Origin of the sequence: Bacillus kexueae (assembly GCF_022809095.1) — a bacterium.
GTDB lineage: Bacteria > Bacillota > Bacilli > Bacillales > Aeribacillaceae > Bacillus_BZ > Bacillus_BZ kexueae.
In genome coordinates this window covers 155,529-168,767 of the sequence record NZ_JALAZE010000002.1, presented here as the reverse complement: position 1 = coordinate 168,767, position 13,239 = coordinate 155,529, and the positions used below count along the sequence as shown (strand labels likewise).

The 13,239-nt window shown below is 38.5% G+C and carries 12 protein-coding genes; 1 reads left to right on the top strand and 11 read right to left on the bottom strand.

Annotation, left to right across the window (positions count from 1 at the left end; genetic code table 11):
• Positions 1-391: 391 nt before the first annotated feature.
• From ML543_RS05090 to ML543_RS05070, 5 genes are all read right to left on the bottom strand, one after another.
• Entirely contained in the window at positions 392-868 is a 477-nt protein-coding gene (locus ML543_RS05090) for a MaoC/PaaZ C-terminal domain-containing protein (protein WP_243386078.1), read from the bottom strand.
• 82 nt (positions 869-950) lie between these two features.
• Complete coding sequence (gene mdh / locus ML543_RS05085) at positions 951-1,883, bottom strand: malate dehydrogenase (RefSeq protein WP_243386524.1); 933 nt, start codon at positions 1,881-1,883, stop codon at positions 951-953.
• Positions 1,884-1,974: 91 nt separating this feature from the next.
• The gene (gene icd, locus ML543_RS05080; protein WP_243386077.1) at positions 1,975-3,246 is read right to left on the bottom strand and encodes an NADP-dependent isocitrate dehydrogenase; all 1,272 of its coding nucleotides are present in this window, start codon (positions 3,244-3,246) and stop codon (positions 1,975-1,977) included.
• 180 nt (positions 3,247-3,426) lie between these two features.
• Positions 3,427-4,545 (bottom strand): citrate synthase, encoded by a 1,119-nt coding sequence (citZ, locus tag ML543_RS05075; protein WP_243386076.1) that lies wholly within the window; start codon positions 4,543-4,545, stop codon positions 3,427-3,429.
• A 742-nt stretch (positions 4,546-5,287) separates the two neighbouring features.
• Complete coding sequence (locus ML543_RS05070; protein WP_243386075.1) at positions 5,288-5,749, bottom strand: DUF441 domain-containing protein; 462 nt, start codon at positions 5,747-5,749, stop codon at positions 5,288-5,290.
• Between the two features lie 157 nt (positions 5,750-5,906).
• On the opposite strand from ML543_RS05070, the gene ytvI reads away from it, so the two are divergent.
• Complete coding sequence (gene ytvI / locus ML543_RS05065) at positions 5,907-7,016, top strand: sporulation integral membrane protein YtvI (protein WP_243386074.1); 1,110 nt, start codon at positions 5,907-5,909, stop codon at positions 7,014-7,016.
• A gap of 38 nt (positions 7,017-7,054) precedes the next feature.
• Here the strand turns inward: ytvI and ML543_RS05060 are convergent, their stop codons facing one another.
• From ML543_RS05060 to ML543_RS05035, 6 genes are all read right to left on the bottom strand, one after another.
• Positions 7,055-7,444 (bottom strand): FxsA family protein, encoded by a 390-nt coding sequence (locus ML543_RS05060; protein WP_243386073.1) that lies wholly within the window; start codon positions 7,442-7,444, stop codon positions 7,055-7,057.
• Positions 7,445-7,536: 92 nt separating this feature from the next.
• Positions 7,537-9,297: a pyruvate kinase gene (pyk, locus tag ML543_RS05055; RefSeq protein ID WP_243386523.1), complete on the bottom strand. Its 1,761-nt coding sequence runs from the start codon at positions 9,295-9,297 to the stop codon at positions 7,537-7,539.
• A 61-nt stretch (positions 9,298-9,358) separates the two neighbouring features.
• A complete protein-coding gene (pfkA, locus tag ML543_RS05050; RefSeq protein ID WP_243386072.1) occupies positions 9,359-10,318 on the bottom strand; it encodes a 6-phosphofructokinase in 960 nt (319 codons plus the stop codon).
• Between the two features lie 439 nt (positions 10,319-10,757).
• Positions 10,758-11,732, bottom strand: a complete 975-nt coding sequence (gene accA / locus ML543_RS05045) for an acetyl-CoA carboxylase carboxyl transferase subunit alpha (RefSeq protein WP_243386071.1) — start codon at positions 11,730-11,732, stop codon at positions 10,758-10,760.
• A complete protein-coding gene (gene accD / locus ML543_RS05040) occupies positions 11,717-12,589 on the bottom strand; it encodes an acetyl-CoA carboxylase, carboxyltransferase subunit beta (protein WP_243386070.1) in 873 nt (290 codons plus the stop codon). The genes accA and accD overlap by 16 nt, the downstream gene beginning before the upstream one ends.
• A complete protein-coding gene (locus tag ML543_RS05035) occupies positions 12,586-13,224 on the bottom strand; it encodes a FadR/GntR family transcriptional regulator (protein WP_243386069.1) in 639 nt (212 codons plus the stop codon). The genes accD and ML543_RS05035 overlap by 4 nt, the downstream gene beginning before the upstream one ends.
• Between the last annotated feature and the right edge of the window lie 15 nt (positions 13,225-13,239).

Here is a 13,239-nt window from a genome sequence, read left to right as displayed (position 1 = left end):
GCTCCATTACATCGTGTAAATACAATTCTGTACAATGTACTAAAGCAACAACCCTTTAGAAAAAAGCCTTTGAACGAAAATAAATCTCGAAGTGTATAAGATTAAAAGTTATCACTTCGGTAAAGTGTTTATTTACTAACTTTTATTTTAACGAAAGAAAAACAACTTAGACAACCTTTGTTGTATTGATTCCTTCATTTTACAACTATTCCAACGCTTTCGTAAAATGAATTGTCACATTAGGTCGCCATTGTAGAGTGTCTTTAGCTACACCTACTTCTATATCGTTAAAACTCCACCCTGCATCCATTCACCAATTTCCTAACCAAAAAAAGGTGTGTAATTAGCCCATATGAAATGAACTATTTACACACCTTAAATGTTCGAATCATCAGAAATTTTCGAGTGCTCGTCCGTTCATCGTATCGATTTGCTTAGGTGGACAAACGGTTAAAACACCTTGAACAACTTCTTTTTCTTCTTCATTTTTACCAATTACTTCAATTACAGCTTCATTTGCTTTGATATCAATTTCCTTCACTTCAAAGAGAAAATGGACAACACTATAATGATAGACAGGTAAAGGGAACGATAATGATTGGGATTTTATATAACTACCTGGTCCTGGTAAATATTTCGAGATCGCTGATGCTACAATACCCGTCAACATGATTGTTGGAACAACTGGCTTTTTAAACGTCGTTTGCGAAGCAAAATCATGCTGGATAAATAATGGATTAGCATCATTTGTTAACCCTAAGTATAATAGAATGTCTTTGTCTTCGATTTTTTCCGTTAAAGTTAACTTTTCTCCTACACTCATTTCCTCAATTTGTCGACCAAGCTTTCGTTTTTTTCCTAATAACATGTATTCCACCACCTATTCGTATTGTTGAAATCGCTTACAAATTTCTCTTCATTAGGAGGGGCAGTGATTGCCCCTTCAACACCTACACTAATACCTTCATGACATTTTTAACAGAATCAGCGGATTTTTGTAATGCAGCTTTCTCATCATCGGTTAAGTCAAGCTCAATAATTTCCTCTAATCCTTTTCCACCTAAAATTGTTGGCACTCCGAGATATATACCTTCGAAGCCATATTCCCCTTCTAAGTAGGCAATCGTAGGTAATACTCGGCGTTGATCTTTAACTATGGCTTCAACCATTTCGACTAAGGAAGCAGCTGGTGCGTAATAGGCACTTCCGTTTCCTAATAAGTTAACGATTTCGCCTCCACCTTTACGTGTTCTTTCCACAATCGCATCTAAGCGATCCTTTGAAATTAGCTTTTCTAGAGGTATTCCACCTGCATACGAATAACGAACTAATGGAACCATGTCATCTCCGTGTCCCCCAAGAACAAACCCTGTAATATCTTTTACAGATAAATTTAATTCTTGTGCAACAAATGTACGGAAACGAGCTGTATCTAAAACCCCTGATTGACCGATTACACGATGCTTCGGAAATCCAGATTCTTGAAAGACCGTATAAGTCATAGCATCAACCGGATTCGTTAATACAATGATGATACAGTCAGGAGAATGCTTGACCACTTCACTCGTCACACTTTTCATAACCTTTTGGTTTGTTTGAACTAAATCATCTCGGCTCATTCCAGGCTTACGAGCAATTCCCGCCGTAATGACAACTATATCTGAGTTCGCCGTATCTTCGTAGTTGGATGTGCCGATAATATTTGCATCAAACCCCTGTACTGGACTTGCCTCAAGCATGTCCAATGCTTTCCCCTTCGTTGGATTTTCTGCTTGTGGAATATCTACTAATACAATATCCCCGAGTTCTTTTTGTGCAAGTAAAAAAGCAGTTGTTGCCCCTGTAAATCCTGCTCCAATGACAGAAATCTTTCTCCGCTTCATCATTTTTTGACAACCCCTTTACTGTCGAAATGCTTTTCCTATCCTCATTATAGGAAAGAGAGGAAGCTGCTTAAGCAGCCCCCATTCTCAATTAGTCCATGTTTCGGATAAGTGCATCTCCAAATTCAGAACATTTTACTTCAGTTGCGCCATCCATTAGTCGAGCAAAATCATACGTTACAACTTTAGAAGCAATCGTTTTTTCCATTGATTTAATCACTAATTCCGCTGCTTCAGTCCATCCTAAATGCTCAAGCATTAAAACACCAGAAAGGATGACAGATGACGGATTAACCTTGTCTAATCCAGCGTATTTCGGAGCTGTACCATGCGTAGCTTCAAAGATTGCATGTCCTGTTTCATAGTTAATGTTCGCACCAGGAGCAATACCGATTCCACCAACTTGAGCTGCCAGCGCATCTGAAATATAGTCACCGTTTAAATTCATCGTAGCAACAACATCAAACTCACGAGGACGAGTTAAAATTTGTTGAAGGAAGATATCTGCAATGGCATCTTTTACGATAATTTTTCCTGCTGCAACTGCTTCATCCTGAGCTTTATTGGCAGCGTCTTTTCCTTCTTTCTCCACAATGCGATCGTATTCTGCCCATGTAAATACTTTGTCACCGAATTCTTGCTCAGCTAGTTCATAACCCCAATTTTTGAAAGCACCTTCCGTAAACTTCATGATGTTCCCTTTATGAACAAGTGTTACGGATTTTCGACCATGCTCAATGGCATAATTAATGGCAGCACGAACTAGACGTTTTGTTCCTTCTTCCGAAACAGGCTTAATTCCGATACCGGATGTTTCTGGGAAGCGAATTTTATTCACGCCCATTTCATTTTTTAAGAAGTTGATTACCTTTTGCACTTCTTCTGTGCCTTTTGCATATTCTATACCTGCGTAAATATCTTCTGTATTCTCACGGAAAATAACCATGTCTGTATCTTCTGGGCGTTTTACTGGAGAAGGTACCCCTTCAAAGTAGCGAACAGGACGCAGACATACAAATAAATCAAGTTCTTGGCGAAGTGCTACGTTTAAAGAACGAATTCCTCCACCTACTGGAGTCGTTAATGGTCCTTTAATCGCAATGGTATAATCACGAATAACATCTAATGTTTCTGCTGGTAGCCACTCACCTGTTTGGTTAAAAGCTTTTTCCCCAGCTAATACTTCTTTCCAAACAATTTTCTTCTCGCCATTGTATGCTTTTTCAACCGCTGCTTCTAACACTCTTGAAGCGGCTCTCCAAATATCAGGGCCTGTCCCATCTCCTTCGATGAACGGGATGATTGGATTGTTTGGAACGTTTAGTACACCATTAGTTACTGTAATTTTTTGACCTTCTGCCACGATTATTCCCTCCTAAATAGATATGTATAAGTTATTTGGAAGAGAGGAATTCCCTTTACTTCAGACCCTTCTCATCTTCCAATAAATATTTTGACAAGAAGTTCTAACAAGTCCGCAAAACTGAAGTAAACTTTGCGTTCAACTTATCTGAAGGAAAATTCCTCCCATATTTATTTGACATTAGTTACGCTCATCGATTGGTACGTAAGCTTGCTTTTCCGGTCCAACGTAATCAGCACGAGGACGGATTAAACGATTGTTGTCATATTGTTCAAGGATATGAGCTAACCAGCCAGATACACGACTCACCGCGAAAATAGGTGTGAATAAATCATGATCAATTCCTAAACTGTGATAAACCGACGCTGAGTAGAAGTCCACATTTGGCGGCAATGATTTTTCTCCTGTTACAATGGACTCAATCTTTGTAGACATATCATACCATTTAGATTCTCCAGTAATGCTCGTCAATCTCCTTGACATTTCTTTTAAGTGCTTGGCACGTGGATCTCCTTTACGGTATACGCGATGACCAAAGCCCATAATTTTCTCTTTTCGATCTAACTTCTCTCGAATATATGATTCTACATGCTCAACTTCACCAATTTCAGTGAGCATCTTCATTACACGCTCATTTGCCCCACCATGTAAAGGACCTTTTAGAGCACTAATTGCCGCTGTAACACCAGAATAAACATCAGATAATGTTGCCACGCAGACACGGGATGTAAATGTTGATGCATTTAATTCGTGATCGGCATGCAATACGAGAGCCTTATTAAATGCTTCGACTGCAACTTCATCTGGCTCATTTCCAGTTAACATGTAAAGGAAATTAGCAGCAAAACCTAAATCCTCACGTGGTTCTACCGGCTCTAGCCCTTTGCGAATTCGAGCAAATGCAGTAACGATTGTGGAAATCTTTGCTTGAAGACGAATTGCTTTGCGATAGTTAGCTTCCTGTGACATTTCATCCGCTTCTTCATCAAATAGTCCAAGAAATGAAATCGCTGTGCGGAGCGCTGCCATTGGGTGCACCGAATTGATCGGGTATGATTTCAAATGCTCTACTAACTCCGCTGGGATTTTAGCATTTGAAGCAAGCTCTTTTTTTAGCGTATGTAATTGTTCAGCGTTTGGAAGCTGACGATGCCATAATAAATAGACAACCTCTTCAAAGCTTGCATTTTCTGCTAAGTCATCAATGTTGTATCCTACATACGTTAATGTATCGTCAATAATTGAACTAATTGATGAAGTAGTGGCTACTACCCCTTCTAGACCGCGTGTTGCTGTCATATACATCTCTCCTTTTCTACATCAGTATTCTCCTCATCCTTCTTGTGAGTGTTTATGGAATACTATTATCGAGCGTTTGCTCATTTCAAACGAAAAAAGAAAATGCTTACATTTCTTTTTTGAAAAAAAGAAAAAATCACGGGAAACGTAACAACAAATGAAAAGAATTCTAGTAATTGGTTGTTCATCTTTATTATAAACAATTATCAGACTTTTGTGAATCCGTTAAATAAGATATTTTTTAAGAAAATTATTATTTTAATAACAATTACTTATAATTTTAAATAAGTATTCCTTATGTCAGATAACCATCATACCGAATCGCTAAATACTTTTGACAACAATTCTATTTTTCTCAAGTATCACTTGTGCATTCATTAAACTAAAAAAATAAATTTAAAGTTAAATCACAATTTTTTTACCAACATTGGTGAGAGTGAAAAAGGCGGTATTCTCATACATGGTTGCTTGTTGACCATGAATTGATGAAATACTTGAAGCGAAAGAGGGCGACTCCAGTGACAACAGTACGAACCGAAGATCCGCAGACAAATGAGTTGAGGAGTCCGTTAGAAAAATTGAGGCGACTGTCCATACGGGAGAAAATCATTCAATAGACGTTAAGAGCTGTAACTAGACAGGCCGTGCCTTCGGAAAGCGTCGCCATCGGAAGAGATTAATCGAATTTGATTTACGATAAAAAGAGGGACTGTACTTTCTGGACAGCCCCTGACTAAACACTTTATTGAAAAATTTTCACGAGTTGCATCGCTAAATAAGCGATCCCAGCTCCGATTAACGGCCCAACTGCAACACCTTTAAAAAGTGCAACAGCTAATATCGTCCCGAAAACAAGAGCGGTTGTAATGTGTGGGTCGTTCGATAATAAAGAAAGGCCACTTTTAGCGATTAAGGCAACGGCTACACCTGAAAGTAGTGCAACCCATGCATATGGTGATTTTAAACTTTCTATTAATTGTTTAAAACCGATATCTCCTGTTGCGATTGGAACTAATACGGCAACGGTAATGACGGTTACTCCCCAGTTAATCCCACTCTTTTGAATAGACGGAAAAATTTTTTCATCCAACCCAATCCATTTGATTACTAACAAGAAAGATACCGCAATCATTAATGATTGATTTTTTGCAATGAACCCGATTACCAATAATAAAATTAAAAATAATGACGCCTGATTAAACATATTTTTCTCCTCACTTTTCCTTCCTTAAACATGTCTGAAAGACTCCGTGTATATAATGGTTGTACAACCCTTTAAAAAGCCATTGTTACTAATTGTTATTTTGTCTCCTCAACGATTTCTGCATAAAAAAAAGAATTTATAAATAGGAGGCAGTGTTATGGACCGAATCCTTTTCACCCGCCTTTTACGTCTTCTTGGCACCTTACTTGTAATTGTGATTGGCGGTTTGATTTTATATTTTTTGTCTTCATTGATTTACCCTTTTCTTATTGCATTTATCATCGCGTTTTTTATTCATCCAGTTGTTCAGTTTCTTGAGGAGAGGGCAAGACTGAATAGAAGTATTGCTACTTTCTTCGTTTTAGTTATCCTTCTCTCTCTTATCATCGGGCTTTTTACATTCATCATTGCCGAAATTATTCAGGGCACAACTTATTTAGCAACCGTCGTCCCCGAACATTTCCAGAAGCTCGTTCTTTACTTAGAAGCGTTTATGACCAAACAGTTGTTTCCAATCTATCACTCGATGGCTCAAATGTTTCAGTCACTAGATATTAATCAACAAGAGACTATTTTATCAAATATTCAATCGTTTGGGGAACATGTTGGCTCAAATACCGCTGCCTTTCTAAAGGACTCGTTAGAACGAATTCCGATGCTACTTTCCTGGTTCCCAAATACAGCAACTGTTCTCATTTTTTCTCTATTAGCTACCTTTTTTATTAGCAAAGATTGGAACCGTTGGAAACGACAAATTAGTAAGATTCTCCCAGCACGTGCCAAGCAAAGCAGCTTTGCGGTTTTTGCAGAACTACAAAAAGCCTTTTTCGGATTTCTTAAAGCACAACTTACGCTTATCTCCATAACAACTTTAATTGTCCTTTTAGGTCTCATTTTCTTAAACGTAAACTACGCTCTTACAATTGCTATTCTAATAGGGCTTGTCGACTTACTCCCTTACGTGGGTACAGGGCTCATTTTTGTACCGTGGATTATTTATTTAACGTTTAGCGGCAGTTTGCCAACGGCAATTGGCATTGGTGTGCTCTATGTCATCGTGTTAATATTTCGGCAAATCATTGAGCCGAAAATTATCTCTTATACTATTGGAATCGATCCTTTTTTTACGTTAGTTTCATTATTTATTGGCTTTAAATTATTCGGCTTCATCGGACTCATGATTGGCCCTGTTACCCTTGTCCTTCTCAAAACACTCTATACTGTAGGTGTATTAGAAGAGATTTGGGCGTTTATTAAAGGAAAATAAAAAGCTAGAAGGTGCACACACACTTTCTAGCTTTTTATTTACGGGCGAATAATCGTTATATGATTCTTATCTACGATATTTTTAATAATTCGTTGTATGAGTGGTTTTAACAAGTTTCTACTTTGAGGAAATAATAAGATAAATCCGATAGCATCTGTAATAAAGCCAGGAGTTAGTAAAACAACACCTCCAACTAGAATACATAAACCATCTATAATTGCATCGCCAGGTAGCCTTCCGTAACTCATTTCTTCTTGAACTTTTCTAAGTGTATGAATCCCCTGCTTCTTTGCTAAATACGCTCCCAGTACCCCAGTTAAAATAATTAATAGGATCGTTGGTAACACGCCTAGTGTACGCCCTGAAAATAATAAAAGACCGATTTCCAATGCTGGGACGATAATCAAAAACAAAAGCAACGTTCGCATGTAAACACCTCACAACAATCATGTTGGTATTAGTATAGTTGAAAATAGATAAAAAGAGAAGGTTAACGAATTAACCTTCCCTTTTTATATGATTAAAGTACACTTGCGTGACCTTTATAAATGATACCTTGTGTTGCATCAACAGTAATTTCAAGTCCGTCATGCATTGCTGTTGTTGCATTTTCTACGCCTACAATAACTGGAACGCCTAAGCTTAACCCAACTACTGCAGCATGGCTAGTTAATCCACCTTCTTCAGTTACAATAGCAGCTGCTTTTTCAATGGAATCCATCATATCGCGATCCGTACCACGTGTAACGAGAATCGCACCTTCTTCCATTTTTTCTTTTGCTTCTTCAGCAGTATTTGCTACAATGACCTTTCCAAAAGCAGATTTACGCCCAATTCCTTGTCCTTTTCCTACAACGTCACCTACAACATGCACCTTCATTAGGTTAGTAGAACCTGTTTCACCAACTGGTACGCCTGCTGTAATCACGACGCGATCACCATGTTTCACAATACCTGTTTGAATCGATTCACGTACTGCAATATCAAGCATTTCATCGGTTGTTGTAGCAATCTCACCTTCACGTGAGTAAACACCCCATACTAAAGCAAGCTTACGTGAAACAGATTCATTCGCTGTAACAGCAACAATTGGTGCTTTCGGACGATATTTAGAAATCATTTTCGCCGTATAGCCGCTCACAGTCGGAGTAACAATTGCTGAGACATCAAGATTTAGTGCTGTATGCGCTACAGATTGGCCAATAGCATCTGTAATCATCGTACAAGCTTGCTTCGTACGAGTTGCTAATAACTCTTTGTATTGTAAAGAGCGCTCAACACGAGAAGCGATATTATGCATTGTTTGTACTGCTTCCACTGGGTATGAACCTGCTGCTGTTTCACCAGATAACATAATAGCATCTGTTCCATCAAAGATGGCATTCGCAACGTCACTAGCTTCCGCACGAGTTGGACGCGGATTGCGTTGCATAGAATCAAGCATTTGAGTTGCAGTAATAACAGGCTTTCCAAGCTTATTACATTTCTCAATTAATTGCTTTTGAACTAGCGGTACTTCTTCAGCAGGAATCTCTACCCCTAAATCACCGCGGGCAACCATTAAACCATCCGAAACTTCTAAAATTTCGTCGATGTTATCTACACCCTCTTGGTTTTCGATTTTCGGGATAATTTGAATATGTTCTGCACCGTGCTCTTCTAATAGTTCACGAATTTCTAACACATCAGATGCACGACGCACGAATGATGCAGCAATGAAATCAACATCTTGCTGAATACCGAAAACGATATCTTTTGCGTCTTTTTCCGTAATACCAGGTAATTTGACGCTTACACCAGGAACGTTCACACCTTTTTTATTCTTTAACGTACCACTATTCAGTACTTTCGTTTGGATTTCGTTGTTTGCATGGTCAATCGCTAGAACTTCTAATCCAATTAAACCATCGTCAAGTAAGATTGTAGAACCTACGGCAACATCGTTAATAAGTCCTTCATATGTGATGGAAATTTTCTTTTCTGTTCCAACGACTTCTTTCATGGACACAATTAATTCTGAACCAGCAACAAGCTCAATTGCTCCGTTTTCCATCGTATGTGTACGAATTTCCGGACCTTTTGTATCAAGTAAGATCGCTACGTTTTTTCCTAGCTTCTTAGAAGCTTCGCGAATGCTTTTAATACGCGCACCATGCTCTTCATAGTCACCATGAGAGAAATTTAAACGGGCAACGTTCATGCCAGCATCCATTAATTTTTCTAACATCTCAACACTTTCACTAGCAGGACCAATCGTACAAACAATCTTTGTTTTACGCATCAAAAAGTAACCTCCTGAAAAAAATATGGAAACGATCCCATCCGCCGAGTTTATTGTATCATTAAATTGATAGCTCTTGTGATAATTTATACATGTTTTGATCAACTGTATGCTTTTGATCAAGAATTTCTAAAATATCGTGCGAAACCAATTCATTGTTTTGAATTCCGACGCAGCGTCCTCCTTGACCTTCCAGTAGTAATTCAACAGCATATGCGCCTAGACGGCTCGCTAGCACTCGGTCAAACGCTGTTGGAGATCCACCACGTTGAATATGTCCTAATACAGACACACGTGTTTCAAATTGCGTTAATTCTTCTATTCTCTTTCCTATTTCAACACCACTACCTACGCCTTCAGCAACAATGATAATACTATGCTTTTTCCCGCGTTCATGACCACGTTTTAATCGGCCAATAATATCATCCATTTCAAAGCCTGCTTCAGGAATTAAAATCGATTCTGCTCCACCTGCAAGACCTGACCATAAAGCGATATCTCCTGCATGACGCCCCATTACCTCAATAACATATGTACGCTCATGGGATGTCGCTGTATCACGAATTTTATCAATCGCATCAATTACTGTATTTAAAGCTGTGTCAAAACCAATGGTAAAGTCCGTTCCTGGGATATCGTTATCAATCGTTCCAGGGACACCAACGCAAGGGAAACCATGTTCTGTTAATTTTTTCGCACCCATGTAGGACCCGTCTCCACCAATTACAACGAGACCTTCAATGCCATGCTTTTTCAGCTGCTCAATTCCCTTTTTTTGACCTTCTAGCGTTTTAAACTCTTCACAACGAGCAGTATAAAGCTTCGTTCCTCCCCGATGAATGATGTCACCAACAGAGCCTAACTCTAGCTTCTCAATTTTTCCAGAAATCAAGCCCGCATATCCATTATATACCCCATAAACTTCCAAACCGTGAAATATTGCTTTTCGCACAACTGCACGGATCGCCGCGTTCATTCCTGGAGAATCTCCACCACTCGTTAAAACACCGATTCTTTTCAAGTCATTTCACCTCACCAAACCGTTTTAACCAAAGCATAACACGACAACAATTAGGCTATGACCCCTTTTTATGACTTTATCTCTTTATAACTTTAGCCCTCTACTATTATACACAATCTAGCTCTTAGTGTAAGAGAAGATTTTCGCCATATTACGCATCGTAAAGAACTGAACGTTTTCATATTCTTGTTGCTAAAACCGATGTGTACTCAAAATTACGTCAAAGAAAATGAAAACGTGTCCCTTGTCCATAAGAGCCACGCTTTTACATCTTACATGAATTTTCATCTAAAATCCATCTTCGAATAGAAAAATCACTTAATTTATGAAAAATAGTAGCCGATGATATTCCGATAACTGATTAATTAAGCTCTAGCATAATAAAAGAAGAAAATCGCCCCGATATACTTGAAGCGATTTTCCATTTTTATTTTTGTTTTTAAGTGGTTACATACGAGTCATCATTCGTATATTCACCAATTTGTTTAAATTTGTTATAACGGTGCTGAATAAGCTCCTCAACATTCATGTTCATTAATTCTTTTAATGAATCGGTTAATACCCCTCGAATGTAATCAGCTTGCTCATCAATATTTCGATGAGCACCACCTTTAACTTCTGGAATAATTTGATCAATGATTCCGAGTTCCTTTAAGTCAGGGGCAGTAATCTTCATTGTTTCTGCCGCTTTTTGTGCTAAGCCTGCATCTTTCCATAATAAAGCGGCTGCCCCTTCAGGCGATATAACTGAATAAGTAGAGTTTTCGAGCATGTGAATGTGGTTACCTACACCTAAAGCTAGTGCTCCTCCACTTCCACCTTCTCCGATGACGATACAAATAACTGGAACACGTAGGCCAGCCATCTCAAATAAGTTTTTGGCAATCGCCTCACTCTGTCCTCTTTCTTCGGCTGCTTTTCCAGGGTAAGCACCCTTCGTATCAATAAAACAAATAATTGGGCGATTAAATTTATCTGCTTGCTTCATTAAACGCAACGCTTTTCGATATCCTTCTGGATGTGGCATCCCGAAATTTCGACGAAGGTTTTCTTTCGTATCTTTTCCACGTTGGTGTCCGATAACTGTAACTGGTACTCCTTGGAATTTTGCTACTCCTCCAACGATTGCCTCATCATCTCCAAAGAATCGGTCTCCATGCACTTCAAAGAAATGATCAAAAAGCCTTTCAATATAATCGAGTGTAGTTGGGCGATTTGGATGTCTGGCAATCTGAACGCGATTCCAAGGGGTTAAATTGTGATAAATTTCCTGCTCTAAGTTTTGCAATCGATTTTCAAGCTTTTGAATTTCAGCTGTTAAATCAACATCCGCATTCTTTGTAAACTCTTTTAGTTCGCGTATTTTTTCTCGCAATTCAACGACGGGTTTTTCAAATTCTAATTCTCCAGCCACGTTACATCACCCTTTCCACAATGTATATCGAGAAGATTTGTGAGAGTTTCCTTTAAGTCGTGGCGATGAATCACTGCATCAAGTTGTCCATGTTTTAACAGAAACTCCGCTGTTTGGAAGTCTTCAGGCAATTCTTCTCTAATCGTCTGTTCGATAATTCTTCTACCTGCAAAGCCAATTAGTGCACCGGGTTCTGCAAAGTTATAGTCTCCAAGTGAAGCAAAGCTCGCAGAAACTCCACCTGTCGTCGGGTGGGTCATAATGGAGATAATAAGGCCGCCTTCATCACTGAAGTGTTTAAGTGCAGAGCTTGTTTTCGCCATTTGCATTAAGCTTAAAACACCTTCTTGCATGCGTGCCCCACCTGAAGCGGTAAAAATAATAAAAGGAACTGATTTTTCATGAGCTCTTTCAATCGCTCTCGTAATTTTTTCACCTACTACTGAGCCCATACTTCCCATTCTAAAGCTCGAATCCATTACTGCAACGACAACTGGAAAGCCGTTAATCTCACCTTCTCCAGTGACAACCGCTTCGTTTAAGTTCGTCTTTTGACGATCCTTTTCTAACTTTTCAAGATAACTTGGAAAGTTTAATGGATTTTTGGAAGATAACGTTCTGTCCAATTCTTCGAACGTTCCTTCATCAAATAGACTCTTTATACGATCTCTTGATCCCATTTGGTGATGGTAACCGCAATTTGTACATACACGAAGGTTTTTGTTTAGTTCCTTCGAATACATGATTTTTTTACAACTCGGACATTTCGTCATAATCCCTTCTGGAATTTCTTGCTTCGCTTGTTCCGAAGGGATGGTTGCATATTTCTTTTTTTTCGCAAAAATATTTTTTATCACGTAGGAAAACCTCCCTTAGAAGAATCGTTACCTATTTCCGTACCTTCTAATTCCCCAACTGTTTTATAAGAAAGTGATTGATAAACTTGTACGACTTTTTCTTGGTCATGATGAATTAAATGATGAAGGAGATGTTCAAAGTCCTCCCTTGAACGACCAACAGCCGGTGGTAAAACGGCTCGTACGAATTGATGAAGCACTGACCAAATTCGATATAGCAAGAAGTTATCAGCCAATTTCATCAAGTCTGTCATAATCTCTACTTCATCTTTTTGAATTAATTGACTCTGTAAATCTTTCAGTTTTTCAATCGGTTTATTACCTAGTATTAACATCAATGCCTGAATTTCTAACATTTCATTCATCTCAAGCAAGTCTTTTTTTGAAATTGAGTCTTGTAAGATAAATGTTCCAAGTAGCGGAATTAAATGATTATCTCTAGCATCTTGAATATAAGTACCCTCTCCTCTTCGCGTTTCAATGATACCTAATAGTTCTAATGCGCGAAGAGCCTCCCGGACAGAGGATCTTCCAACAGCGAGACGATCAGACAACTCTCGTTCAGATGGTAATTTGTCACCAGGCAGTAATTGATCATCTTGAATAATTTTTTTGATTTTTTCTAATGTATTCAAGAAAACCTTCTGTTT